Source organism: Siminovitchia fortis, assembly GCF_003605365.2.
GTDB lineage: Bacteria > Bacillota > Bacilli > Bacillales > Bacillaceae_C > Siminovitchia > Siminovitchia fortis.
The window spans coordinates 37,037-63,415 of record NZ_QYTU02000022.1 but is presented as its reverse complement, the minus strand read 5'-3'; the positions used below and the strand labels follow the sequence as shown (position 1 = coordinate 63,415).

25 protein-coding genes, 1 tRNA gene and 1 pseudogene are annotated in these 26,379 nt (G+C 43.7%); 20 read left to right on the top strand and 7 right to left on the bottom strand.

What is annotated here, in order from left to right; translation table 11 throughout:
• The 6 genes from D4N35_RS18290 to tsaD form a co-directional block, all read left to right on the top strand.
• A partial coding sequence (locus tag D4N35_RS18290) for a hypothetical protein (RefSeq protein WP_208646297.1) occupies positions 1–221 on the top strand: 221 nt, incomplete at its 5' end.
• 30 nt (positions 222–251) lie between these two features.
• A tRNA-Met gene (locus D4N35_RS10970) sits at positions 252–325 on the top strand.
• A 92-nt stretch (positions 326–417) separates the two neighbouring features.
• Positions 418–888, top strand: coding sequence for a tRNA (adenosine(37)-N6)-threonylcarbamoyltransferase complex ATPase subunit type 1 TsaE (gene tsaE, locus D4N35_RS10965; protein ID WP_120073467.1), 471 nt, complete (start codon positions 418–420; stop codon positions 886–888).
• Complete coding sequence (gene tsaB, locus D4N35_RS10960; protein WP_120073465.1) at positions 869–1,573, top strand: tRNA (adenosine(37)-N6)-threonylcarbamoyltransferase complex dimerization subunit type 1 TsaB; 705 nt, start codon at positions 869–871, stop codon at positions 1,571–1,573. The genes tsaE and tsaB overlap by 20 nt, the downstream gene beginning before the upstream one ends.
• Positions 1,566–2,036: a ribosomal protein S18-alanine N-acetyltransferase gene (rimI, locus tag D4N35_RS10955; RefSeq protein ID WP_120073462.1), complete on the top strand. Its 471-nt coding sequence runs from the start codon at positions 1,566–1,568 to the stop codon at positions 2,034–2,036. Before tsaB ends, rimI begins: the two co-directional genes overlap by 8 nt.
• On the top strand, positions 2,033–3,055 hold the full coding sequence (gene tsaD / locus D4N35_RS10950; protein ID WP_120073459.1) for a tRNA (adenosine(37)-N6)-threonylcarbamoyltransferase complex transferase subunit TsaD: 1,023 nt from the start codon (positions 2,033–2,035) through the stop codon (positions 3,053–3,055). The genes rimI and tsaD overlap by 4 nt, the downstream gene beginning before the upstream one ends.
• 283 nt (positions 3,056–3,338) lie before the next feature.
• On the opposite strand, the gene D4N35_RS10945 is transcribed toward tsaD, so the two are convergent.
• Positions 3,339–5,279, bottom strand: coding sequence for an ABC-F family ATP-binding cassette domain-containing protein (locus tag D4N35_RS10945; protein WP_120073457.1), 1,941 nt, complete (start codon positions 5,277–5,279; stop codon positions 3,339–3,341).
• 122 nt (positions 5,280–5,401) lie between these two features.
• Here D4N35_RS10945 and moaC point away from each other — a divergent pair, with 122 nt between their 5' ends.
• The 4 genes from moaC (at position 5,402) to tatC (ending at position 7,658) form a co-directional block, all read left to right on the top strand.
• A complete protein-coding gene (gene moaC, locus D4N35_RS10940) occupies positions 5,402–5,887 on the top strand; it encodes a cyclic pyranopterin monophosphate synthase MoaC (protein ID WP_120073455.1) in 486 nt (161 codons plus the stop codon).
• Between the two features lie 93 nt (positions 5,888–5,980).
• Positions 5,981–6,661, top strand: a complete 681-nt coding sequence (locus tag D4N35_RS10935; RefSeq protein WP_120073453.1) for a redox-sensing transcriptional repressor Rex — start codon at positions 5,981–5,983, stop codon at positions 6,659–6,661.
• A gap of 45 nt (positions 6,662–6,706) precedes the next feature.
• On the top strand, positions 6,707–6,886 hold the full coding sequence (gene tatAY, locus D4N35_RS10930; protein WP_120073451.1) for a sec-independent protein translocase protein TatAY: 180 nt from the start codon (positions 6,707–6,709) through the stop codon (positions 6,884–6,886).
• 13 nt (positions 6,887–6,899) lie between these two features.
• Entirely contained in the window at positions 6,900–7,658 is a 759-nt protein-coding gene (gene tatC / locus D4N35_RS10925) for a twin-arginine translocase subunit TatC (RefSeq protein ID WP_120073449.1), read from the top strand.
• Between the two features lie 396 nt (positions 7,659–8,054).
• On the opposite strand, the gene D4N35_RS10920 is transcribed toward tatC, so the two are convergent.
• The 6 genes from D4N35_RS10920 to D4N35_RS10895 form a co-directional block, all read right to left on the bottom strand.
• Positions 8,055–8,252, bottom strand: a complete 198-nt coding sequence (locus D4N35_RS10920; protein ID WP_120073447.1) for a YdiK family protein — start codon at positions 8,250–8,252, stop codon at positions 8,055–8,057.
• Positions 8,249–8,992 (bottom strand): CPBP family intramembrane glutamic endopeptidase, encoded by a 744-nt coding sequence (locus tag D4N35_RS10915; protein ID WP_120073445.1) that lies wholly within the window; start codon positions 8,990–8,992, stop codon positions 8,249–8,251. Before D4N35_RS10915 ends, D4N35_RS10920 begins: the two co-directional genes overlap by 4 nt.
• A gap of 89 nt (positions 8,993–9,081) precedes the next feature.
• Positions 9,082–9,987 carry an AEC family transporter gene (locus tag D4N35_RS10910; protein WP_120073443.1) on the bottom strand — a complete coding sequence of 302 codons (906 nt, stop codon included), beginning with the start codon at positions 9,985–9,987 and terminating at the stop codon, positions 9,082–9,084.
• A 119-nt stretch (positions 9,988–10,106) separates the two neighbouring features.
• Positions 10,107–10,829 (bottom strand): amino acid ABC transporter ATP-binding protein, encoded by a 723-nt coding sequence (locus D4N35_RS10905; protein ID WP_120073441.1) that lies wholly within the window; start codon positions 10,827–10,829, stop codon positions 10,107–10,109.
• On the bottom strand, positions 10,826–11,560 hold the full coding sequence (locus D4N35_RS10900) for an amino acid ABC transporter permease (protein WP_235870366.1): 735 nt from the start codon (positions 11,558–11,560) through the stop codon (positions 10,826–10,828). The genes D4N35_RS10905 and D4N35_RS10900 overlap by 4 nt, the downstream gene beginning before the upstream one ends.
• A gap of 50 nt (positions 11,561–11,610) precedes the next feature.
• Positions 11,611–12,414: a basic amino acid ABC transporter substrate-binding protein gene (locus D4N35_RS10895; protein ID WP_120073439.1), complete on the bottom strand. Its 804-nt coding sequence runs from the start codon at positions 12,412–12,414 to the stop codon at positions 11,611–11,613.
• 413 nt (positions 12,415–12,827) lie between these two features.
• Between D4N35_RS10895 and groES the strand changes: the two genes are divergently transcribed.
• The 10 genes and pseudogenes from groES (at position 12,828) to D4N35_RS10835 (ending at position 26,333) form a co-directional block, all read left to right on the top strand.
• Positions 12,828–13,112 (top strand): co-chaperone GroES, encoded by a 285-nt coding sequence (gene groES / locus D4N35_RS10890; RefSeq protein ID WP_120073437.1) that lies wholly within the window; start codon positions 12,828–12,830, stop codon positions 13,110–13,112.
• A 59-nt stretch (positions 13,113–13,171) separates the two neighbouring features.
• A complete protein-coding gene (groL, locus tag D4N35_RS10885) occupies positions 13,172–14,803 on the top strand; it encodes a chaperonin GroEL (protein ID WP_120073435.1) in 1,632 nt (543 codons plus the stop codon).
• 379 nt (positions 14,804–15,182) lie between these two features.
• Positions 15,183–15,659: a cell wall hydrolase gene (locus tag D4N35_RS10875; RefSeq protein ID WP_120073433.1), complete on the top strand. Its 477-nt coding sequence runs from the start codon at positions 15,183–15,185 to the stop codon at positions 15,657–15,659.
• A gap of 23 nt (positions 15,660–15,682) precedes the next feature.
• Positions 15,683–16,144, top strand: coding sequence for a spore coat protein GerQ (gerQ, locus tag D4N35_RS10870; protein ID WP_120073431.1), 462 nt, complete (start codon positions 15,683–15,685; stop codon positions 16,142–16,144).
• A 397-nt stretch (positions 16,145–16,541) separates the two neighbouring features.
• The gene (locus tag D4N35_RS10865) at positions 16,542–17,444 is read left to right on the top strand and encodes an endonuclease/exonuclease/phosphatase family protein (protein ID WP_120073429.1); all 903 of its coding nucleotides are present in this window, start codon (positions 16,542–16,544) and stop codon (positions 17,442–17,444) included.
• 160 nt (positions 17,445–17,604) lie between these two features.
• Positions 17,605–18,219, top strand: coding sequence for a Uma2 family endonuclease (locus D4N35_RS10860; protein ID WP_235870364.1), 615 nt, complete (start codon positions 17,605–17,607; stop codon positions 18,217–18,219).
• 1,302 nt (positions 18,220–19,521) lie between these two features.
• Positions 19,522–22,188 (top strand): DEAD/DEAH box helicase family protein, encoded by a 2,667-nt coding sequence (locus D4N35_RS10850; protein ID WP_120073425.1) that lies wholly within the window; start codon positions 19,522–19,524, stop codon positions 22,186–22,188.
• A gap of 105 nt (positions 22,189–22,293) precedes the next feature.
• Positions 22,294–23,097 carry a MerR family transcriptional regulator gene (locus D4N35_RS10845; protein ID WP_120073423.1) on the top strand — a complete coding sequence of 268 codons (804 nt, stop codon included), beginning with the start codon at positions 22,294–22,296 and terminating at the stop codon, positions 23,095–23,097.
• Between the two features lie 544 nt (positions 23,098–23,641).
• Complete coding sequence (locus D4N35_RS10840; protein ID WP_120073419.1) at positions 23,642–24,499, top strand: MerR family transcriptional regulator; 858 nt, start codon at positions 23,642–23,644, stop codon at positions 24,497–24,499.
• A 215-nt stretch (positions 24,500–24,714) separates the two neighbouring features.
• Positions 24,715–26,333 (top strand): annotated as a pseudogene (locus D4N35_RS10835) (amidohydrolase).
• Positions 26,334–26,379 lie beyond the last annotated feature (46 nt).

Genomic DNA, 26,379 nt, shown 5'->3' with positions numbered 1-26,379 from the left:
TCAATGATCATAAAAAGCCCATACCGGCTCATAGCTCATTTATTTCCGCTCATAAAACGGCAAACCCGGACCATATTTCCTTTGAATTTCGTGTAATTCTCTCTCAAACTAGCCTAATCAGCAGTTTTAGCAATACAAAAAAACCCCCTTTTGCAACAAGAAACGATTTTTTTTGCAAATTCCCTTGGGATCCTTGCTTTTCCCCTTCCCTTTCTTTATAATAATCAAGACAAGTTCAATTTTTTTATCATCGCGGGGTGGAGCAGTCTGGCAGCTCGTCGGGCTCATAACCCGAAGGTCGCAGGTTCAAATCCTGCCCCCGCAATTACCTTCTTATTTAATAAAATAAACAAAGTCAACCTTAGGGGAGGTAGAGGAACCTAAGGTTTTTTTGTATAATCAACTAAGGAGTCTTTTATGAAGGCATATGAATTAATCTCAAATAATCCGGAAGAGACATGGGAGATTGCTCGCCGATTGGGAAAATTGCTCAAACCGGAAGACCTTTTGCTTCTTGAGGGTGATCTTGGTGCCGGTAAAACCACTTTTACAAAAGGACTGGCTTTTGGTCTTGGCATTGAGAGAAATGTAAACAGCCCGACCTATACAATCATCAAAGAGTATCATGGCCGGATTCCGTTATATCATATGGATGTATACCGTTTGGAAGATTCATTCGAAGATCTTGGTTTTGATGAATATTTTTACGGTGATGGTGTAACAGTGGTGGAATGGGCCAAGTTTATTGAGGATCAGCTTCCGCGGGATCGGCTGGCCATTGATATTTTCCACGAAGCGGAAAATCAAAGGCGCATTGTTTTTAAGCCTTTTGGGACGAGGTATGAAGCATTATGTGAGGAGTTTTTTGATGAAAATCCTGGCAATTGACACTTCCAATGACGTGCTTGGTGTCGGTCTTGTAGACGAAACGAAGGTCATTGGCGAATATATAACAAATTTGAAGAAGAATCACAGCATCCGCGTCATGCCTGCCATTGAGCGGCTTCTTGCCGATTGTGAAACGAAACCATCCGATTTGGATAAAATTGTTGTCGCCGGCGGCCCGGGTTCGTATACCGGCGTCCGCATCGGCGTGACGATTGCCAAAACGATGGCCTGGAGCCTGGGAATTCCTTTATCAGGTGTCTCAAGCTTGGCGGTTCTGGCAGCCGCCGGACGTTATTTTCCAGGTTTGGTCTCACCGCTTTTTGATGCGAGGCGCGGATTGATTTATACAGGGCTCTATCGGGTTAAAGACCAAGAGCCTGTCATAATAAAAGAAGATCAAAACATACCTGCAGCAGAATGGGCAGAGATTTTAAAAGATACCGGTGAACCTGTATTATTTGTTGGCAATGATATCGAGCTTCACAGGGAGACCTTCCGTACGGCCCTTGGAGAGAGGGCTCATTTCACCGCGGTTGGCGAATTCAACCCAAGACCTGGGGAGCTTGGTTTGTTGGGAATAAGCCGGCCTGAAGAAAATGTTCATACGTTTACTCCAAACTATATCCGGCTTGTCGAAGCTGAAGCCAAATGGCTGGAGAGACAGGGGAAAGTGACCAATGATTGATCGCAGCATGGAAATAACGAAAAATATATCGTTCCGTCTCGCCACAGTGGATGATATTCACAATCTCTGTCATATTGAAAGCCGTTCATTTCCAACTCCGTGGCCCGAGGAAGCTTTTTATAACGATATTGCACATAATCGTTTCGCCTCCTATGTGTTTATCGAAGTAGACGGTGTACAGGCAGGCTACTGCGGGGTTTGGATTATATTAGATGAGGCGCATGTAACAAACATAGCTATACTTCCTGAATTTCGGGGACGCAAGCTTGGGGAAAAATTGTTGTGTAAGATGATGAGTTTGTCCAAGGAAGCCGGTGCCAAAACGATGACGCTTGAGGTTCGCATCAGCAACCATATTGCAAAATCTTTATATAAAAAGCTTGGATTCCAGGAAGGCGGCATCAGAAGGGGTTATTATACCGACAACAAGGAAGATGCGCTGGTCATGTGGGTGAATTTATGAGTAAAAAAGATTTAATTGTGCTCGGAATTGAGACAAGCTGTGATGAAACCGCAGCATCAGTAGTAAAAAATGGAACGGAAATTCTTTCAAACGTAGTGGCATCTCAAATCGAGAGCCATCGCAGGTTCGGCGGGGTTGTTCCTGAGCTTGCATCAAGGCATCATGTGGAGCAGATTACGATTGTCATTGAGGAAGCTATTCAAAAAGCGAATGTCACTTTCGACGATGTCGATGCGATTGCTGTCACGGAAGGCCCCGGGTTAGTCGGCGCCCTTCTTGTTGGTGTCAATGCGGCGAAAGCCCTGGCGTTCAGTTTGAATAAACCGCTTGTCGGGGTTCATCACATCGCCGGCCACATATACGCCAACAGGCTGATCACTGATTTTACGTTTCCTTTATTGTCACTTGTCGTTTCAGGCGGCCATACAGAACTGATCTACATGGAAAAAGACGGTTCCTTTCAAGTGATTGGCGAAACACTCGATGACGCCGCAGGGGAAGCCTATGACAAGGTGGCGCGAACATTGAATCTGCCTTATCCCGGCGGCCCGCATATTGATAAACTTGCACAGGCGGGAACGCCTAACATTGATTTGCCGAGAGCGTGGCTTGAAGAAGGGTCTTATGATTTCAGTTTCAGCGGATTGAAATCTGCAGTTATCAACACTTTACACAACGCGGAGCAGCGAGGCGAAAAGATATCCCCAGAAGACTTGGCTGCAAGTTTCCAGGCAAGTGTCATTGAAGTGTTAACGGAAAAAACAGTACGGGCTGCCAAGGAATATGGAGTAAAGCAGGTCTTGCTCGCTGGGGGAGTAGCGGCCAATAAGGGATTGCGCGCTTCATTGGAGAAAGCATTCGGCGAAATAGATGAAGTTGAGCTGATCATACCTCCCCTTTACCTATGCACAGACAATGCCGCTATGATCGCGGCAGCAGGCAGCATGCTGTATGAAGCGGGTAAAAGAGGGAAACTAGATATGAATGCAAATCCCGGCTTGGATATAGAGAACTTTTGATAGCAGGTGGATGAGGTCCATCTGCTTTTTTTGTGATTAACTTTAGAGAATATGGGGAAATGTTAATAAAAAGTTGAGAGAGTCAGAAGTTACACATAAATAATCCACAGAGATGTGGAAAATGTGGATTAATCAACAGGTTGTTGTGGATAATGTTGATAAGTTTGTTCATAACTGATAAATATTGAGACGGATTTGTGAGTAAAATTGTGAATAACGCTTCTCAAAGTTCAGATGCTTTTTTCGAATCCATAAAAAACAGGCCTGCACATGCAGGGCCTGTTTATGAATCCATATCTTCCGAAAGCTCGGTCCATTCTTCCATGAGTTGATCGATTTCATCCTTAATCTTCTCCACTTCCAAGTGGATGGCCAGCGACTGTTCATGGTCTTCGTATATGTCGGGCCGGCAGAGCAATTCTTCTTTTTCCGCAAGGTCCGCTTCCAGCTGCTCGACGTGTTCCTCAATTTCAGAGATTCTTCTTTTTCGCTGTCTTTCCAGCTTTCTCATTTCTTTTTCCTGAGAATAAGATTTTTTATCCACAGTTTTTGAAACAGCTTTGCTCTTATCTGCCATTTTTTCACGGGCAATTTTTTCCAGTTCGGCCATTTCCATCTTTTTCTCTACATAATAATCGTAGTCACCAAGGTACTCCACAGTCCCATTTTCAGTCAGCTCCACAACTTTGGTCGCAATCCTGTTGATGAAATAGCGGTCATGGGAAACGAATAAAATGGTCCCCGGATAATCCACAAGCGAGTTTTCCAACACTTCTTTGCTGTCCAGGTCCAAATGGTTTGTCGGTTCGTCCAATATGAGAAGATTGGCCTTTTGAAGCATCAGGATGGCCAAAGCAAGGCGTGCCTTTTCACCGCCGCTTAAAGAAGAAACGGTCTTCAACACATCGTCACCGCTGAACAGGAAGTTTCCCAACACTGTCCGGATGCCTCTTTCGCTTGTCAAAGGATAGTGATCCCACAGCTCCTGCAGCACCGTCTTGTTGGATGATAAATCAGCCTGTTCCTGATCGTAATATCCAATTTGGACATTGGAACCGTACTTGATATCCCCTGCTAAAAGCGGCAGCTTTTTAATAATTGTTTTCAACAATGTAGATTTTCCGATTCCATTCGGACCGACAAGCGCAATGCTATCACCGCGTGTCAGAGAAAGGCCAATATTTTTGGCCAAAGGGTTGCCATCATATCCTATAGCCCCGTCAACAAGCGACAGAACGTCGTTTCCGCTTTGTTTATCGATAGAAAAAGAAAAGGATGCGGACTTTTCATCGCCGGCCGGCCGGTCCATGATCTTCATTCTTTCCAACTGCTTGCGCCGACTCTGGGCACGCTTTGTCGTCGACGCCCTTGCCAGGTTCCGCTGGATGAAATCCTCCAGCTTCGCTATTTCTCCCTGCTGCTTTTCAAAAAGCTTCATGTCCCGCTCGTAATTTTCGGCCTTTTGCTGCAGATATTTGCTGTAGTTTCCATGAAAAATTGAAATTTCATGTCTGGACAACTCATACACTTGCGTTACGATTTGGTCTAAAAAATAACGGTCGTGCGAAACGAGAAGCAGTGCACCAGGATAATTTTGCAAATATTTTTCAAGCCATGCCATCGTTTCAATATCCAAATGGTTTGTCGGCTCGTCCAATATGAGCAGGTCAGGCTTTGTTAAAAGAAGTTTGGCCAAAGCCAGGCGCGTTTTCTGTCCGCCGCTGAGTGTTGATATATGAGTATGGTGGTCCTCTTCAAAAAATCTGAACCCATGGAGGACAGAGCGGATATCGGATTCATATTGATAACCGCCTATGTCCTTGAATTTCTCCTGCAGCCGGTCATATTCCGATAACAATTTTTCATAGGCACCATCCTGTTCATAATTCGCAGGATCGGACATTTTCTGTTCTATATCCCGGAGTTTTTGTTCCATCTCCCTGACATCATCGAAAACAGTAAGCATTTCTTCCCATATCGTCAAGTTTGATTCCAAACCTGTATGCTGTGATAAATAGCCGATGGTCACATCTTTCGGCTTCACAATCTGCCCTGAATCATGGGATAATTCCCCCGCTATGATTTTGAGTAACGTAGACTTGCCGGCGCCGTTTCTTCCAACAAGCGCGGTCCGGTCCCTGTCATGGAGTTCCAGCTTTATATTCGATAAAATCAGATCGGCGCCAAAATATTTGGTGATCTGCTGTACCTGTAACAATAGCATGATTTTACACCCCTAATCATAGACAGTGTACCATTTTTTCAGTTTTTGACAATCAACAATTTTCTTCGGCAAGAAAAGACAGGCTTGACAAAATAGTGTATGATGGATAAGAGGTGTTGAGCGTGGAAAAATTGACCCATTTTAATGAAGAAGGCAGGGCCCAAATGGTGGATGTAAGCGGAAAACCGGAAACGGTCCGCACGGCTATCGCCCAATCGAGCATTGAAGTCAACAACACAATTTATGAACATATCAGCCAAAACAAGGTAAAAAAGGGTGATGTCCTGGCGGTCGCACAAGTAGCCGGCATCATGGCGGCCAAAAAGACGTGGGACATCATTCCGATGTGCCACCCGATTCCCTTGAAAGGGATCAATTTTTCTTTTGAATGGCAGGACGGAAAAGACAATCACAAACAGCTTGTTATTCAAGTTTCTGTGAAAACGATCGGAAATACAGGTGTAGAGATGGAAGCTTTGACAGCAGTGTCCGCTGCTGCGCTCACTGTTTATGATATGTGCAAGGCCATTGATAAGGGAATGGTGATCGGACCGACTTTTTTAATAGAAAAAACAGGCGGAGTGTCCAGTAAAGATTATCGTCGCTAGTGCGATGCCAGTTTGTACTAGGCGCGTTTTGCTTTACCTTAATATGAACAGGCGCTTTCGCTTTTCTTACATCTAGTCTTGGAGGATTGGATAATGAACGAAGAAACAACAAAAATACCACAGGCAACAGCCAAACGGCTGCCGCTTTACTACAGGTTCTTGAAAAATTTGCATGCTTCGGGAAAACAAAGGGTTTCATCCGCTGAACTGAGTGAAGCGGTCAAGGTTGACTCCGCCACAATTCGAAGGGATTTTTCTTATTTTGGGGCGCTTGGGAAAAAGGGATATGGGTATAATGTAAACTATCTTCTCACTTTCTTCCGGAAAACATTGGATCAGGACGAGCTTTCGAAGGTCGCATTGATTGGCGTCGGCAATTTGGGAACGGCCTTTTTACATTATAATTTTCTAAAAAACAATAATACAAAGATTGAAATGGCATTCGATGTGGATAAAGAAAAGGTCGGAAAAGAAATTTGCGGTATCCGGATTTACGATATGGATGAGTTGGAGGAAAGGCTAAAGCAGGAAGATATTACGGTTGCCATTTTGACCGTTCCTGCAAGCGCTGCCCAGACGATTACCGACCGGATTAAAAAGACAAATGTAAAAGGCATTTTGAACTTTACGCCGGCACGGCTCAATGTCCCGCCTTCCATTCGGGTCCATCATATCGACTTGGCAGTTGAGCTTCAATCGCTCATCTATTTCTTGAAAAATTATCCTAACGATGACACGGAAAATTCACAGGATAAAACGAATTTAAATGGCTAAACGGACGAGTTTCCGTTAAAATAATAGTATGAGGAGGTGGACCCTATGGGAGTAGGTCCTGGAAGTTTGATTATTATCGCTTTTGTCGCTCTCTTGGTTTTTGGTCCAAAAAAACTGCCCGAATTAGGCAAAGCAGCAGGAAACACATTGCGCGAATTCAAGAATGCAACTAAAGGGCTGGCGGAAGACGATGAAAAGGACAAGAAGAAAGACACCGGCCAGTGATAGGATGAACGACATGGATCAGAAGAATATGACGATTCTTGATCATATAGAAGAATTAAGAAAACGGCTGGTCATTATAGTCGTTTTCTTTGTGCTGGCGGTTATTGTCAGCTTTTTTTTATCACAGCCGCTTATAAAATGGCTCCAGCATGCAAGCATCGTCCATGATATAACGATGAACGCCTTTCGGGTGACTGATCCGTTCAAGGTGTTTATGCAAATGGCGTTTGTGCTGGCTTTCATTATGACCTCTCCGGTCATTTTATACCAGCTGTGGGCATTTATCAGCCCTGGTTTATTAGAGAAGGAACGAAGAGTGACGCTCAGCTATATCCCCGTTTCTGTCACGTTATTTCTGGCGGGAGTGCTTTTTGCGTATTTCGTCCTTTTCCCGTTCGTCATTCGCTTCATGCTTGGCTTATCGGGCAATATGGACATTCAGACGACGATCGGAATCAATGAGTATTTCCATTTTCTGTTTCAGATCACGATACCATTTGGCGTGCTTTTTCAATTGCCGGTTGTAGTGTTGTTCCTGACGCGGCTCGGAATTGTAACGCCGGCATTTCTCCGGCAGGTCCGGAAATACGCCTATTTTATTTTGATCGTGGTAGCGGCATTCATTACGCCTCCAGACGTCATTTCACATATGATGGTGACGGTTCCCTTGCTTCTCCTGTATGAAATCAGCATATGGATTTCAAAAATAGGCTACAAAAAGGCGCAGGCTTCCCAAGCGGAGCAGGAGCGCGCAATAAATGAACCACAATAAAGAAAAGCGCAAGCGCCTTGCCCATCGACGTACAGACTGGAGTGCCTCCGACGAGATAAAGGATAAGGAAAGGCGGAGAGTGCCTGCTTATCGGCGACAAGCATAAGACGAGCGCTGAAGAAGGCGTAGTTTGCCTTCAGCAGCGATTGGCTTATGACCTCGAGCCGATGGCACTCGCAGCCGGACAACACGGCGAGGAACGAGCCGATGTTGACTTATCGTAGGAGGAGGTGCGAAGTTTGCTAGTCGATAGGCGCTGGAGCTAGACAACAAAAGGCTTTGTTCAAAATTTTAAAGCTAAAACATCTTATACTTTCTTACTTAGTGAAAAAAGCGCAAGCGCCCGTTTAGCTGCGGCATTTTGAAGAGAAAAGAGACATCGCCAGTGATGTCTCTTTATTTTCTTTGTTCATTTTTCAATCTAAAGTGGAGGAAGATCAGTCGAAAGCCTGCCCCGAAATCGAAGGTGGCCAAAATAATCAATAAGTAAACTATGAAACCCCACTCGTTTAATTTTACTTGTTGAACGGCAAAAAATGTGAATACAATTCCAAGCATAATATAGATCATGCCGGAAAACAACGGTGACCTCATGAAAAGAAACCTCCCATCCACTGCACCAAGTGTATAAAGCTTTGAATGTTTTTCTCCAGATCTTCAGGGATAAAGCGCTGTGCCACTACGACAAGTGTATTCATCATGACATGTGCGATGATGGGAACGATGATTCTTTTTGTCTGTACATACAAAAAAGCGAAAACAAATCCCATTGCCGTATATAAAATCAAGTGGATCGGCTCCATATGCGCAAAAGCAAAGATGACGGAACTGATCACTGCTGCCATTCCAAACGGGAGCCGGTTATAAAGCGTCCCGAAGATGACTTTTCTAAAAACGATCTCTTCCAGGATCGGCCCGATAATTGAGCTGATCAACACAATTGCAGGAAAAAGGTCGATAAGCTGCAATATCTCCTGTGTATTTTCAGAGCCCGGCTTTACGCCAATCATCTGTTCAATGCCCACTGCGATGATCTGTGCAAAAAAGGCCATGAAAATCCCGATTGCAGCCCAGACAAGGGACCACCCTAGTGGAAGGGGGGCAGCCCGGTCAATTTTATTATGTTTTTCATCTTTCCTAAGCAAAAACAATACAATGGCCAGTCCAACAAAAAAGCTGAACACAAGCCAATATCCTGTCGCTTGGATTTTCGCTTCCTGAGAAGGGAGATGCAAAAGTTTCGTTCCAATGGCATATAAAAGGGGCATGCCGATAAAAACGGATAATTGCATCGCAATATAGGTCAGTACAATATAGATATATCTTCTATTCATAAAGTTAAGTCCCTTTCAACGATATAAAAACCGCAAATCCCATTTTACTAATAAACAGAAGGGGATTCAAACAGGGAGACTTTCAGGCTTCATACTCCTATAAGGAACAGTACATATGGAATCGTCAGCAGGCTGACCATTGTCGTGATGAACGTGGTGAATGAAACCAGATCCGGCTCCGTATCAAATTGGATTGCGAGCAATGTCGTATTGGCTGCCGCCGGCATGGATGCTTGAATAAAAAGCACGGCTTTGATCAAATCATCCATAGGCAGGAAATATAAAATAAGCAGGGCAACCAAAGGCGACAATATCATCCGGATGCCGACAGTGGCCGAAACGAACCTGTAAGCGACGCGCTTCCTTTGCATCGCAGCCAGCTGCATGCCGAGCACAAGCATGACAGTCGGAATGGAAGCATCTGCAACAAGTCCAACCGCATTCATAATCGTCCCCGGCAGATCAATGGAAAGAAGCTGCAAAGCGAGACCGAGCACTGCTCCATAAATGACAGGCATCTTCACCACTTGCATGGCGGCATCCTTAACCGAAGCATTTTCCTTTCCGCCAATGGATGCCACCAGAATCCCAATTGAGTTCATCAAAAATGACTGAAAAACCATCATAATGACCGCATAATCAAACGCCACCGCACCGAGAGCAAACAATACAACCGGTGCTCCATAGTTTCCGCTGTTCATAAAAGCGCCACCCAAGATCATCGCCGAAAGCTTCGGCCGCCCTGCATGCATCACAAAGCCTGTAATCCATGTGGCCACGATCAGAATGAGCGATAAAAGACAGCAAAACAAGAAAATAAAAATATAGTCCATCGTCACTTCATTCGTATAAAACGTACGGAAGGCAAGAAAGGGCGACATCAAATAAAGCGCCACTTTCGAAATCGATTTGATGTCAAATCCGATCAGCTTTTGGCCAAGCCATCCTGCAAAAAATATTAAAAAAACGGGTAATACGATTAAAAATAAATCCACGGGTCGTTCATCTCCATCTGTTTCTCATACTCTATCATATCAAATACAAGGTCAGTAGACGGAGGATGGACACAAAAAAATCCAAACCATCCTTTCGATGGTTTGGATTTGACCCCATATTATAAAACTTTACTCAAAAATGCCTTTGTCCTATCACTTTTTGGAGAGCCGAAAATCTGCTCAGGAGGCCCCTCTTCGACAAGGTAGCCCTGGTCCATGAATAATACGCGGTCTCCCATTTCCCTCGCAAATCCCATTTCGTGTGTCACAACGACCATGGTCATTCCATCCATGGCCAGCTGCTTCATAACATCAAGCACTTCTTTGACCATCTCCGGGTCAAGAGCGGACGTAGGTTCGTCAAACAGCATGACTTTCGGTTTCATCGCCAGCGCCCTGGCAATGGCGACCCTTTGCATCTGCCCGCCCGACAATTGTTCCGGATAGGCATTCGCTTTGTCTCCAAGACCGACTTTTTGAAGCAGCTGATGCGCCAACTCCTCGGCATCACGAGGAGCCATTTTCCTGATTTTGATCGGTGAAATCGTGATATTATCGAGTACAGTCATGTGCGGGAAGAGATTGAACTGCTGAAAAACCATTCCCACTTCTTTCCTGATTTCGTTAATATCTGTTTTGGGGTCGTTTACTTTGACCCCGTTAATATAAATGGAACCATCCGTGATTTCTTCCAACAGGTTGATGCAGCGAAGGAAGGTACTTTTTCCCGATCCGCTCGGCCCGATGACACAAATCACTTCTTTTTCATTTACCTCGTAATCGATTCCTTTTAACACTTCCAGGTCTCCGAAAGATTTATGCAACCCTTGAATTTTAATCATTTGTTCACCTCTATTGCTGAGCGGCCAAATGTGAATACGCGTCTCCTCTGCCGCGGAATATAGCTATTGCTGAAACGTTTTTCCACATAGGCAATCACTTTTGTAAATAACCAGGTGAGGATTAGATATAAAATGGCTACTGTTATATATGGCTCCCAGAATCTTGCATAGGCACCTGCAACAACTTTTCCTGCGTACAACAGGTCATTTGCCGCTATAACAGTAACAAGAGATGAATCTTTCAATAAAGCGATCAATTCGTTTCCAAGAGGAGGGACCATCCGCCGGAACGCTTGTGGAAGGATAATATGTTTCATGGCCACGCTTCTTGGCATTCCCAGTGACCGGGCCGCTTCCATTTGCCCTTTTTCAATCGATTGGATCCCTGCCCGGATAATTTCCGCATTATAGGCCCCGCAGTTCAGCGCAAGGGCGATGGAGCCGGACACAAAGTAACCGAGGGAGTGCCCGAATACGCTCGGAATAAAGGCCAAGTGAATAAGCAGGATTTGCACCAGTAACGGTGTTCCCCGGAAAAAATCCACATAATATTTACAAGGATAATAGATCCATTTCCTTTTGGACAGCTTGCCCATTCCGATGAACAGACCCAAAATGATTCCGCTTACATAACCGACAGCGGTAAGGGCCAGGGTAACCCACAGCCCTCTAAGAAAAAGTTCCTTGTAGTTCCAAATCATATCAAAACGAATATCTAAAAATTCTATCATAACCACCTCCAGATTGAGTAGACGATGTTCATAGACTGAGAAGCGACTTCTTACTCAACATCAAAGCCGGTGATTTCTTTTAACTTTCCATTCTCTTTGATCTTTTGGATTCCTTCATTTAAAAGATCGACAACTTCAGAGTTTCCTTTTTTCACCATCAAGCCATAGTATTCTTTTTCGGCGCTGTCGTCTTCAACAATTTCAACTTCGACGTTCGGATTGTTTTTTATGTACTCATTAACAGTAGAGTTATCTCCGACAGCCGCGTCTGCATTTCCGTTCAGTAATTCTTCAATGGCAAGCGGCATTGTTTCGGCAGCTATGATTTTAGAGCTTGTGTTGCCCTGGATTTCTTTCATCATTGTGTGGCCAGTCGTGTTGATTTGAACAGAAACTTTCTTATCCTTTAAATCCTTAAAAGATTTGATATCCGATTCTTTTTTCACAAGAATGACCTGGTTCGCGATGTAGTATGGCTCAGTAAAATCAAAAGTCTCCTGGCGCTCTTTCGTAATCGTGATGGAAGAAACCGCAAAGTCTACTTCTCCATTTTCTACCGCAGGGAACAGAGGCTCCCAGCCGATGTTTTTAAATTCAACTTCGACACCTGCTTCTTTTGCAATCGCTTCCACAATATCGATGTCAATACCGACAATATTTCCGTTATTATCCATATACTCCATCGGTGCGTATGTAGCATCCGTTCCGACAACGAGCTTTTTCTTGCCGCCGCTGTCGCCGTCACTGCCGCTTGCAGGTTCTGCTTCATCTGAGCCTTTGCCGCAGCCAAATAATAGAACAGTCAGGCTTAAAAAGAGAAAGCCCAGTGACCAAAAGCGTGATACCTTTTTCATAATGCTTTTCCCCCTTGTTTTTTTCTGCATCATCTGAAGCCCACAACTTTTCCGCCACTTCTGATGATTACCACAATTATAAGCGAATTGATAGAGTGAATCAATACGACAATTATATTTGAAAAACGTGTTACAGGGGTTCTGATCAATGCTTTAACGCGCCACCGCGCCGAGAGGGCAGGCCCCGGAAGGATTAAAGTAGCGGTTATTTGTGTGCAATAATTTATTGGGCCAAAAATCGAATGACAATTTGCCTATCCAGGCAAACTCGAATTTTGAAGAAACTTTTTTAAAAAATAAGCGGTTAACGCTTGCAAATGGAAAACAAATTATTTAATATAATACTTGTGTTAGCACTCGGGCAGTCAGAGTGCTAATAAAAATCTACATATACTTTAAGGAGGTTGTTTCACTTGTTAAAACCACTTGGGGATCGCGTAGTTATTGAACTGGTGGAGTCGGAGGAGAAAACTGCGAGCGGCATCGTTCTTCCGGATTCCGCGAAGGAAAAGCCGCAGGAAGGGAAAGTAGTTGCTGTTGGAACAGGGCGTGTACTCGACAGCGGCGAGCGTGTTGCACCTGAAGTATCCGAAGGCGACAGCATCATCTTCTCTAAGTACGCTGGTACAGAAGTGAAATACCAAGGTACGGAATATTTAATTTTACGTGAGTCTGACATATTGGCTGTTATCGGCTGATAAAAAACGTTTTTTATATGAGAGAATTTAATTAAAACACGATAGGGAGGATATTATAAATGGCTAAAGACATTAAGTTTAACGAAGAAGCACGCCGTGCCTTGCTCCGCGGTGTTGACCAATTGGCTGATGCGGTAAAAGTTACTCTTGGGCCAAAAGGGCGCAACGTTGTACTTGAGAAAAAATTTGGTTCTCCGCTCATCACAAATGACGGTGTAACAATCGCTAAGGAAATCGAGCTTGAAGATGCGTTCGAAAACATGGGTGCAAAGCTTGTTTCTGAAGTTGCAAGCAAAACGAACGATGTAGCCGGTGACGGTACGACAACTGCTACAGTTCTTGCTCAAGCAATGATTCAAGAAGGCTTGAAAAACGTAACTGCAGGCGCGAACCCTGTAGGAGTCCGCAAAGGAATCGAAAAAGCGGTTGCGACTGCAGTTGAAGAGCTTCACAACATCTCTAAACAAATCGAAGACAAAGAGTCCATTGCCCAAGTTGCTTCCATCTCTTCCGGCGACGAAGAAGTAGGACAGCTTATCGCTGAAGCAATGGAGCGCGTTGGAAACGACGGCGTCATTACGGTTGAAGAATCAAAAGGATTCACAACTGAGCTTGACGTTGTGGAAGGTATGCAATTCGACCGCGGATATGCATCTCCTTACATGGTAACAGATTCCGATAAAATGGAAGCTGTTCTTGAAAATCCGTATATCTTGATCACTGACAAGAAGATTACAAACATCCAGGAAGTTCTTCCGCTTCTTGAGCAAGTCGTTCAGCAAAGCAAACCTTTGTTGATCATCGCTGAAGATGTTGAAGGTGAAGCATTGGCTACACTTGTTGTGAACAAACTTCGCGGAACATTTAACGCAGTTGCTGTTAAAGCTCCAGGATTTGGCGACCGCCGCAAAGCGATGCTTGAAGATATCGCCATCTTGACTGGCGGGGAAGTCATTACTGAAGATCTCGGACTTGACCTTAAAACAGCTTCTATCCAATCACTTGGACGCGCTGCTAAAGTTGTTGTATCCAAAGAAAATACAACAATCGTTGAAGGTGCCGGAGATTCCGCAAACATCTCAAGCCGCGTAAACCAAATCCGTGCGCAGCTGGAAGAAACAACTTCCGAATTCGACAAAGAAAAACTTCAAGAGCGCTTGGCTAAGCTTGCTGGCGGCGTAGCAGTCATCAAAGTCGGTGCTGCAACTGAAACAGAATTGAAAGAGCGCAAGCTTCGCATCGAAGACGCATTGAACGCTACTCGTGCGGCTGTTGAAGAAGGAATTGTTTCCGGTGGTGGAACAGCCCTTGTGAACGTCTACAACAAAGTGGCTGAAATCCAAGGTGAAGATGACGTGGCTACAGGTGTCAGAATCGTACTTCGTGCCCTCGAAGAGCCAGTACGTCAAATCGCCCAAAACGCTGGCCTTGAAGGATCCGTAATCGTTGACCGCTTGAAAAAAGAAGAAGTCGGCATCGGATTCAACGCTGCAAACGGCGAGTGGGTCAACATGATCGACGCTGGTATCGTCGACCCGACAAAAGTTACCCGCTATGCGCTTCAAAACGCTGCTTCCGTAGCGGCTATGCTCCTTACAACAGAAGCTGTTGTAGCTGACAAGCCGGAAGAAAACGCCGGCGGCGGCATGGGCATGCCTGACATGGGCGGCGGCATGGGCGGCATGATGTAATAACGCCGCTCAACCCTTAATATGACTGGGTTTTTGAGTAAGATGAAAGTAAAACGCCTAACATAGAGGATTTTAACGGAGGCTTCTCATAAGTTGAGCAAACTTTTGAGAAGCCTTTTTTTTCATTTATTTCGTAACATGAAGCTATACGTTTTTAGTCGTGCTATCGTCAGTGCGTCCCAACCCGTCCATGATCTGTTCCAATCCTACTCCAGCTTCGGCCAGTCTTTAAATGCAATGTTCGCCTTTTGGGGAAAACGGGCAAACGTATGTCCTAATATCATGACCTTTCGGAATCAAAGTAATTGGGCTGATAGGCAAGTTACCAAAACCAGCTTCAGGTAATAAGTTACTTGTATAAGCCGAAGGTGGTGAGAAAATGGGCAGACGAATAAAACATACCTCTCGTGACGTGGAGGAGTTAGCGAGGCTCATGCTGGCGGAAGCAATCGGTGAAGGCGCTCAAGGGATGAACATGGTAGGATCGGTTGTGGCTAATCGAGTCGAGGCTGATTGTGCTCCTGACTTCAAAGGATTGCGCAATATCAGACATGCGATCTATCAAACCATACCCGGAACCGATATTCCTCACTTCGAGCCTGTCTTAAATGGATCATTGTATACACAACGGCCCACAGAAGCTGACCTCCAGAGGGCTAGGAATTTGTTAAACGGTCATAGGGAACCTCGTGCAAAAATGAATTTGTGGTTTTTTAACCCCAGTCCGGGGAAAAAGTACCGAGCCCCTTGTACAGAAACGATGCCAAGATCCCCCATGACGAAGTTCGATTTTGCGCACAAGAATCATTGCTTCTATGTCGGGGTACCGGGCTATTGCCCAGAGTTTTATAGATAAATTAATAAGGAGCTGATCTTCCCATGACTTGTGGAGACTCTGGTTATTATCCAATGAATTATTATCCTGGTTATTATCCGGCTTCCATGATGCGGACCAGTCGAACACAACCTTCTGGTTCTCCGATGGCTATGCCTTCTGGCCCCTCGTATGCCGCCCCAGTGGTCCCGATCGGGACCACGCAGCAACTTCTGGCAGGCACGTTGGAAGAATCATTTATCGAAAATATCATACGCTTCAACAAAGGTAAGGTAGGTACATTCTACTTTACTTATCAAGGTAACAAAAGGTGGAATGCAATGGTTTACCACGGGCGCATAGAAACGGCTGGGCGTGACCACATCATCATCAGCGACCCATCCAGCGGCAAACGCTACCTGCTAATGATGGCAAATCTCGACTGGGTGGAATTTGATGAAAAAATTAACTATCCTTACCCGAAAATCAGTCCGGAAGTCCAGGCGTCCCTGACGACATCGGATTGAGTTATAGAACGCTTTAAACCCGCTTACTTCTTTTGGAGGATGAGCGGTTTTTTTTAGTTTGACCATATATAGATGTGTTAACAAGTGAAGATTGGGAACTGGAGAAAAATGCCTGCTGTATGGGAAACTTATTTAGCTTGGGGAGAAATGGCATAATACTGGGCGTTATCCTAAAACAAAAGATAGGCGCTCATTTCCATTTTGGGGCCATTTATTCGAATAAGACTTTCGAACAAAAGAGATAATAAATGACACATCACATTATGCGGGGGTTCTGATGATGGATAAAAGAAAAGTTTTATCATTTAGTACATTAGTTATTCCCTGGTTAACTACCCATTAATGGAGAAATTGTTCGCTTTCCTTCAGTCACATAATTTAACGAGGAGGATTTAGATTGAAGAAAGTTTTGAAATCCCAATTTTTAATGGCAGCCGGTATACTCATTATCCTAAGTGGTTTGTTCCCGGGGACTTCACCAGTGTTTGCTGCAGAAAACAAAAACCAATGGGCGTCGATTGATGTAAAAGCGATGACTTTTAATCTTAGATTCAAAAATAACAATGATTCCTCGCCGCACACCTGGAATGAAAGGGTTCCTGCAATTAGAAGACTGATTAACATGAAGAAGCCTGATATCATTGGGGCACAAGAAGTGTCACATACGCAACTACAAGATTTAAAAGATAATTTACCTAATTATAGTTGGGTTGGCGGAAATCGCAGAGAATACTCTGCTATTTTTTATAAAGAAAAAGAATACAGTGTACTGGAATATGACCATTTTTGGTTATCCGATACACCCGAAGTAATTGGTTCAAAAACATGGGGCAATAAAATTCCAAGAATGGTTGCTTGGGCAAAGTTTCTTGATAAAAAAAGCAATAAACAGTTCTATTTCGTTAATACACACTTTGATCATCAATCCGCCAAGGCAAGAAAAAAAAGTGCAGAGTTAATTCTTAAATTTACAAACAAATTTGATCCGGAGTTACCCGTTATTTTAACAGGTGATTTCAATGCTGAACCAGATAGTCTTCCACATCAAATTTTAACAAGTGGTGGGGAGTTTGATGATTTATGGGAAACAGCTGAGATAAGAATTAATGAAGACTTAGGAACATTTAATGGTTTTCATGATCCTACTGGTGAAGGACCTAATAAACGCATTGACTGGATTCTCGGGAAAGGAAACCTTACATCTAATGAAATTGAGATTGTTAACTATCATAAGAATGGCCAATTTCCAAGTGATCATTTCCCGGTGCTGGCTGACATATCCTTAACTTACAACAAATAAGATAATTTCAAAAAGAGCCAAGACCATTGACATAAATGGTGCTTGGCTTTTATAATTGGCAAAAATTAGCTCCACAACCTGGCGCCCGGTTGTGGAGCAACGCTGTTAGAAAATGATCAAACCTTTTGAATAAATGGTACTAACGGAAAGGATAGGTGATTTGGGAGGGGATTGGCATGCATTTATATCACAGGGCACATTCTCATTGGAAGAGTATTGGAAAATCCGTGAAAATAATGATGCATTATTCGAGTATATCGATAGATTTATTTACATATCCCCATCACCTTCAACGAAACATCAACGGGTATCCGGAAAAATTTACCGTGGACTGGGTAATTTCTTTGAGGGAAGTCCGTGTGAAGCTTTTTCTGCTCCCTTTGACATCGAATTGAAAAATGAAAACATAGAAGGAACGAAAATTGTCATCCCTGACATCAGCGTTATTTGCGATCCAAATGGTTTTACGGATGCAAGATATGCAGGTGTTCCAATTTTGATTGTGGAAATTCTTAGTCCCTCTAACCAGTCGCACGAACTGGTAACGAAACTTAATCTTTATATGAACTATGGAGTCAAAGAATATTGGATTGTCAATCCGATGCTTGACACGATCACTGTTTATGCCTTGAATGAGGATGAGATGTATGAGCAGCATGACCTGAAACCTCTCCCCATTAAAATGGGGAGGTTCCCGGACCCTAAAGGGTCACGGTTCCATTACGACAAATCGCAATGGCGCGTGTGTACTTTGTGCTTTTCCCTTTCCGGATGAGGTTCTGGCTGCGGACTGGAGCTTTTCCACACGACGTTCGCGCACAAATCGTTCTGTCGAACGAGTGGACCCGTTCGAGGCTTCCCTTGCGGTCGGCTCTCACAACTTAACGTACGCATCCGGTGTTTGACCTATACAACACCAATAGACATTTGCACCCACTGTCTCACGACAGGAGATATGCCTATCTTTCGTGGGTTTCATCACGACAAAGGTTATATCTTTCTCATTTAGAATCCAATACTGGAAATGTGTTTTTCACCTAAAGAGCGCATTTTTTCTTCAAACGATTGATACATCTCATAAAACGTATTAAGCTCATTCAAGCATTTTTACCGATCTACTTTATCGAGCGTTTCGTTTATATTCTTAATGAGCCAGGGATACGAACATATATTCTGTATTAATGTTATAATATTTAAAAGATAAAAGCAAGCGCTTTTTCATCTTTATTTGAATCTATGCCGCTGGCATTCATCCCGGCATTGAAATACCGGGCCTTCTGCCAGTTGTTCGTAAAAACGAGTACTGGCCTCATTACTTCCAAACTTTTCGATGGTTTTCAGATGAATTTGACAGATATTTTTTTAATGGAAAAGCGTTATGGTTAGAGGTGAAGTGAAGAATTTTTGCCCACTTTTGTTTTCAAGGCCCGGTTTATTGAAGCCCAAATTATAGCGCTGCATTGTCGGGGAAGGAGTTGATATACATCGCCATTTTTGTTGAGGTTTTAAGGGTAATGGCAAGCGTATTGCTTATCTTTAGTTCAGCTTTTTATTTACGGGATTTGGATAGAACCAGAAAGCAAAGAAAACTTTCAGCCTCTGAACTCACAATGTACATAGTCATACAGATTGCATTTGGTTTCTTTACAATCAGTTTACTGATTTCAGTATTTATTTTATGATAATTGCGTTGGTGATTAGGAATGAATACACGAATAAACCCTCTTTATTCCACAATCCGGGGCTTTTCCCTAATAGGGATTAGTCCCAATAAAAGCCACATTGTTGAGATAAACCACCATCACAAGGCGTCATGAATCTTTTCATAAGATAATTCAGTTATTATCACAGGCGTTTTAGGCAAGAGAATCTATCGCGTGAAAATCGCAAACATATCGTTGTCAAGGATGCCGGTCATTATATCCACTTGGATCAACCGGAAGCAGTCATAGAGTTGTTGAAATGCCGGAGAATCTATCATAATACTAATATACGTATGGAAATCTGTGTCTATGAACGGACTTTCCATATTTGCTAAAATGATAGGCAGCAGATTGCACTTAGGTTGGTGAAGAAAATGAAGCAATTTCCCGCAGGGATCAAATTTTGTTATCCGTGGCGCAGTTATCAACGCGAGGTATTGGAACATCTGGAAACACATTTGGAAAACGATCATTTACATCTTGTTGCTCCGCCGGGGTCAGGAAAAACGGTACTTGGCCTGGAGGTCATGCTGCGGTTGAATAAACCGACGCTCATTGTGTCCCCGACACTTGCCATTCGAAATCAGTGGGTCGATCGCTTTACGGAGCTGTTCCTGCAAAAGCCGGAGCAGCCTGAATGGATTTCGACGGATTTGAGGAATCCGGCTTTTGTGACGGTGACCACTTATCAAGGGCTGCATGCTTTATTGGACAGCAAGGAAAAAGAGGCAGGCAGCGATTCGGATCTGGATGATTTCGAACGGGAACAGAATGAAATTGAGGCTTCTGTGAAAGATGAGGCATTGGAAAAGCTGCTTCGGCAAAATTTTCAAACGCTGATCCTGGACGAAGCGCATCATCTGAGAACAAGCTGGTGGAAAACGACTATGAAGTTTCGTGATCAGTTGGATCATCCGGCAGTCGTTGCATTGACTGCCACGCCGCCATACGATGTAAATTCGGCAGAATGGGATAAATATATTGAATTGTGCGGGCCCATTGATGAGGAAATCGATATTGCAGCATTGGTCAGGGAAGGCGATCTGTGTCCCCACCAGGACTATGTTTGGATGTCTGTTCCCACCCCGAAGGAAGAGGGGCCGATCCGTACATATCGCGATGAAGTAACGCAGTTTATCCAAGAGCTGAAAGAAAATGAAGAGTTGGTAAGGCTCCTGGAAAATCATCCGTGGGTTGAATCGGAAGAATATATCGAAGAGAAGTTGGCGAATTATGGGTATTTTATTTCCATTATTTTATTTTTAAAAGAGGTTGGCAGCGACCGTTGGCAATCGCCTTTTCAACAAATGGAAGAAAAACTGACAGACTTGCCGGCGTTTACCGTAGAGTGGATGGAAGAATTGCTTGGCGGGCTCCTCTATCGCGATCCACATGTGGATGTGAAAAACGAGCCGGTAAAAAGCATCAGAAAAAGGTTATCCGGAATCGGGGCGCTTGACCGGAGGAATGTCCGTTTGACAGCAACGAAAGCGATGGAGCGGACTTTATTGCAAAGTGCTTCGAAGCTGCAAAGCATAACGGACATCGTTTCGTTTGAAAAGCAAGCGCAAGGGGATGGACTCCGGCTCGTTGTGCTGGCTGACTATATCTATAAAGACGACTTGCCAAAAGCGGATCAAGATCTGAAAACCCTCAATCGGCTGGGTGTCATTCCAATTTTTGAAACCCTGAGAAGGCAATTGAAAAATCGTTGCCGGCTCGGTGTTCTAACCGGATCGATCGTGATCATTCCAACCCAAGCAGTCCCCCAATTGCATTCATTCGGCTTGGATTTTTCGGCACAGCCATTGCAGATCGATCCGGCATATAGCGAAGTGATTGTTACAGGGGTGTCCAGGCAAGAGGCTGTCAAAGTCATCACGGCCATCTTTTCAGAAGGACACATTGATACGCTTGTGGGCACGACAGCTCTGCTGGGGGAAGGGTGGGATGCGCCCAGCGTAAACACGCTCGTTTTGGCCTCCTATGTCGGATCATTCATGTTGACCAATCAAATGAGGGGGAGGGCAATCCGATCGGACAAGTCCGATCCTCAAAAATGCGCCAATATTTGGCACCTGGTATGTGTTGATCCAATCACGTTTGATGGAGGATACGATTATACCTCATTGAACAGGCGGTTTAAATCATTGAGCGGATTGGATGAGGAATTTCCGATTATCGTTTCGGGGATAGAGCGCCTTAGGTTTCCGTCGCCGCCATATTCAACCAAAAAAACAAAGAAGGTCAATCATCTCATGATGAAGCGGGCAACGAACAAGTCGGCTTTATTTGAAAGGTGGCAGAAAGCGACCAATCTGGGTGAAAAGAAAAGGGAACAAGTGGATGTGGGAAGGGACTCTGTTCCGAGACCATTTTTATACCAGCATACATTGAGAACGTTGCAGATCATCACGGCATCTATCATCATAGGCACATTGTACGAAGCCGCCGTGGCAACCGCTAATAGAGGGTCTGACAACCTGTTGCCAATGCTGGGTATTGCCTTTGCTGCGGGAGTCATATTTTCTGCACCTTATTGGTGGAAGGCTGTCCGGATTTTGGCCGATAATGCAACGATCGAATCAAGTTTACAAACCGCAGGCCGGATCATTTATGAAGTCCTGTATGAGATCGGCAGCATCGAAACACCGCCGGATCAAAATAAAGTAGTGGCGGAGGAATTGCCAAACGGCATGATCAGTTGTTCCCTTGAAAGAGGGACACCCTACGAACAAAAGCTATTTTTGCAATCCCTGCAGCAGTTTCTTGATCCTATAGAAAATCCCAGATATATCCTTCACCGGACGTCGGGGAATAAGAGGGTTGTCCGCCATGATTACCACGCCATCCCAGATGAAATTGGGCGCAAAAAGGAGTATGTGGAGCTTTTTGTAAAGAAGTGGGAAAAGAAAATCGGACGGGCATGCGCCATTTTCACAAGAAATGTGGAAGGCAGAAAGCTATTGTTAAAAGCGCGGGTCAAAGCGATGTCCGGGAAGTTTGTCAAGCGGTCGGAACGAAAGAGTGTCTGGAAATGACAGGGTGTATGTATTGCAGAACTCCGGTGTATCGTTTTCCGGCTTGCTCCCTCCGTTACGTCATATGCTAATCTAAAATTATGATCAGTACGGAGGGGTGGCTTTATGGAAAGTAATGAACCAATGTTTACAATTGGAGAGTTTGGAAGAAGAGCAAGGATAACAGTAAGAACATTACGGTTTTATGAGGAATTAGGATTACTCGTACCATCGCGGAAAAATAGCTCCGGCCATAGATTGTATGGATTAGCGGAGCTGGCGAAACTGCAACAAATTCAGTCATTAAAATTTTTAGGGTACTCTTTGCAGGAAATCAAAAATCTAATCGGGAATGATACAAATGCATTTAACCAATTGGAAAAGTCTTTACCTCTGCAACATAAGCTTCTGACAAAAAAGAGAGACGAATTAAATCGAGCCATTGAAGCAGTAGAACATGTGCAACGCTTAATGAACGAAGAAAAACTAGTTACATGGCCAGTCTTAAGCTCTTTGCTTTTTCAGATAGAACACGAAGAAGATCAGAAGGAATGGGTGAAAGAATACTTTTCAGATGATGAGACAGCTAATCAATTCTTTTCTCTTTCGAAAAAACATCGCCAACAGCTTGACGCAGAAATGTTGGAATGGCTGGCTTCTCTAAAAAAGCTGATGAAAGAAGGTGCTTCACCGCAATCACCTGAAGCTTTTGATATTCTAATAAAACTGACTGAAATGGCAACAAGGCATGTCGATGATAAAGAAGAACTGGCAGAGCAACTTGAAAAAGCCCAAGAGTTAATGGAGTCAGATGTGATAAATTTTCAATTTCCTACTTTTTTAACACCGGAAGAAGAGTCTTTTATCGAAGAAATAGGAAAAGGAATGGAAGCATTATACAATCAAAATAATAAAATCGGGAATGATTGAAGGGAATCCATTTGTTAAAGAATCGGGCGCTTTTCCCTCCACGGAGTCTAAATTAATTTGTACAATTGGAATTTTCTTTCAGCAGCTGGGGCAATACTTCTAACAAGCTCTTGCCCATTGGGGGATAGGGCAATGCTTGGAGCAACCCGGGCACCTAATGGGATTCTGCCAAAAAGGGAGGGACAATGTGTTCCTCTTTTTTGTTTGCTTTTTGGGAGATCCATTGTAGCCAAATAGATAATCTTCTTTAGGGACTCATCAGTTGGATAAGCTGTTTTCGTTTCAGTTACTTTTCTAAGCTATCTGTGATAGCCTTTTATCGTATTGGTTGCAACATTTTCCGTTGGGATCTTTATTTTTATCCCGCATTAACGGGCAGTAAGACTCCCACCTCAAAACTCTAGAGGAATCGGAGTAGATTAGGTGGGAAATCAACTGCCCGTAAAAGCCCGATTCGTTCATTTAACAATCAGTGGGGGATGAAGAAAACCCCCACTGATTGAAGTTTCACTTTATCGCTAATCAATTAAAAGGGGAAAAAGCAATGCAAAAAAAGTTGAGTATAGGAGAGATGGCCAAGCTGAGAAACGTAACGGTAGATACGTTGCGTCATTACGATAAAATTGGCCTGCTAAAGCCATATCATATTGACCCTAAAACTGGCTATCGATATTATTCCATCTATCAATATGAAGTTCTCGGTACGATAAAAGAATTAAGGAAAATCGGTTTTTCCTTAGATGAAATCAAGCAGTTTCTAACCAATCGCAATGTTAAAAAATCAGTTCAATTACTTCAAAAATCAATGGACAATATCCAGGAAAAAATAAAAGAACTGCAAAATGTACATGATATTTTGAAGAACCGGATAAATAATATTCAATATTTCAGCGATAGTTACAGGGATTCGGATATTATAATCCGACAATTTGAGGAAAGGGAATATATTCAGCTGGATAGACCTGTAAATTGGGATGATAAGGAAAACCTTTATCTTGGATTCTTGGAACTCGAAAAAATGGCCGGTGGAATCATACCGGTTATAGCAAGCAATAAATTTGGTGATTTTATCAAGAAGGAATATTTTGATGAAATACGCCAAACTTCTGATTTTTCCCAGAACCTCAGCAAATATCAATCGAAATTATTTATCCTTGTGGAGGATGAAAAATCAGAGAAGCCGACTCAAAAGTTAGAAAAAGGATTATATGTATGCTCCTACTATGGTGGGATCGTTAGAGAGAAGATGATGGCAAAGCTGACAAAGCTGCTGGATTATTGCGATACTTATAACTATGTCATAACCGGCGACGCCGTTAGAATTATGCAGGTTGATGTTTCTTTGACAGACCAATACGACGAAGCTTTTTATGAAATACAAATTCCTATTCAAAGCATGTGAGCCAAAAACAGCCCTCAAAATGACAGCATTATCATTTCGGGGGGTGTTTTTGTGCTTTTTTTACTGTGATAAGAGGACGCCTTGCGCTTTTCTTCTTGACTCTCGGGTAAGACGAGACTTTATGATATATACATAGAAATCGTTGATAGCGCTTCCTTGCATTGAAGGAATTTTGCTTCAAGGAAATGCAATTAAAATGAAAGGAATGGCAGATGATGAATAAAGCATCAGCCGAAATAATTATTTCGGGCAATAAAATTTTTACCGGACTTTCCAACCAACCTGAATCCGCTTCAATCGCGATTAAGGGAAACAAATAATTGCGGTTGGTTCTAAAGAGGAAATTATACAGTATGCAGACAGCCATACGAAAATATATCAATTTAAAGATCAATTGATTATGCCGGGATTCCATGACTTCCACCTTCATATAATGCAGGGGGCGGTTGCCCTGAATAGTGTCGACCTGTTCTCAGTGCGTTCGGAAGATGAAGCAGTAAAAATGATTCGGGAGTTTGCCGAATCAAAACCGGAAACCCAATGGGTAATCGGATTTACATGGGATGCGGGTTACTGGGATACACAGCAGCTGCCTACCCGCCACTCGTTGGACCGTATCCTTCCTGACCGCCCGGCACTCATGTTTCACGCGGAAGGCCATTATGCATGGGTGAATACGAAAGCGCTGGAGATTGCCAATATCACTCGTCATACGGAAAATCCTCCATACGGCATAATTGGTAAAGATGAAAATGGAGAACCGAATGGTATTTTATATGAAAGAGCAATGGATGCGGTGATCCGTCATGCATTTGATTTTTCAGATGTACAAAAAAGAGAGATGTTCTCAAATTTCTTGAAACACGCTGCAAGCTTGGGGATAACTGCCGTCCATGACTTGCATGGGTTAAAAACAATAGAAGCGCTTCATGTTTTCAAAGAATTTGAAGACAAAGAGGAATTGACAACACGCATTCATTTATGGCCTGTATTAAATGACAACCTGGAACATGCCAAACAACTGAGGGATACGTATCAATCGGATAAACTCCGGGTGTCGGGGCTGAAACAATTTATCGATGGTGTCATAACCCCTCGCACGGCTTATTTACTCGAGCCTTATGCGGATCAGCCGGAAACACGCGGAGAGACGTCCTTCCCTCCTGATACGATCAAAAAATGGGTTGTCGATGCGGATAAAGAAGGATTCAGCATCCGCTTTCACGCGATTGGGGATGGAGCGATCCGTCTCGCACTGGATGCCTACGAAGAAGCACAAAAGACAAACGGCAAGCGGGATTCCCGCCATTCTGTGGAGCATGTAGAAGTGGTTCATCCTGATGATATTCCCCGTTTTAAAAAGCTTGGTGTCACTGTTTCCATGCAGCCTGATCACTTTGCCATGTCAGAAAGGGATGTTTACACAGACCGGATCGGCCCCGAGCGGGAAAAATACGTTTTTCCGATTCGTACATTGCAAGAAACAGGAGCAAATTTGGCATTCGGAACGGATTTCCCCATTGATGTACTGAATCCGCTTCTCCAAATTTATCGGGCGGTAACAAGAATCGACAGCAGTGGGGATACGGTATGGCATCCGCATGAGCGAATCACACTTGCCGAAGCGCTGAAAGCCTATACAGCCGGCCCCGCCTACGGTACATTCCGAGAACACGAGCTGGGGACATTGGAAGCAGGCATGCTTGCGGATATCGTTGTCTTGGAACGCAACCTCTTTGAAATGCCTGTGGAAGAAATACCCGATACAAAGGTACAGTTGACGATTGTTGATGGGAAAGTCGTTTATGATCATGCTAAGGTACCTTCAAAATAATAACCGGCACTCCGGGTGATAACATCAATAGAAAATTGCAGCATGG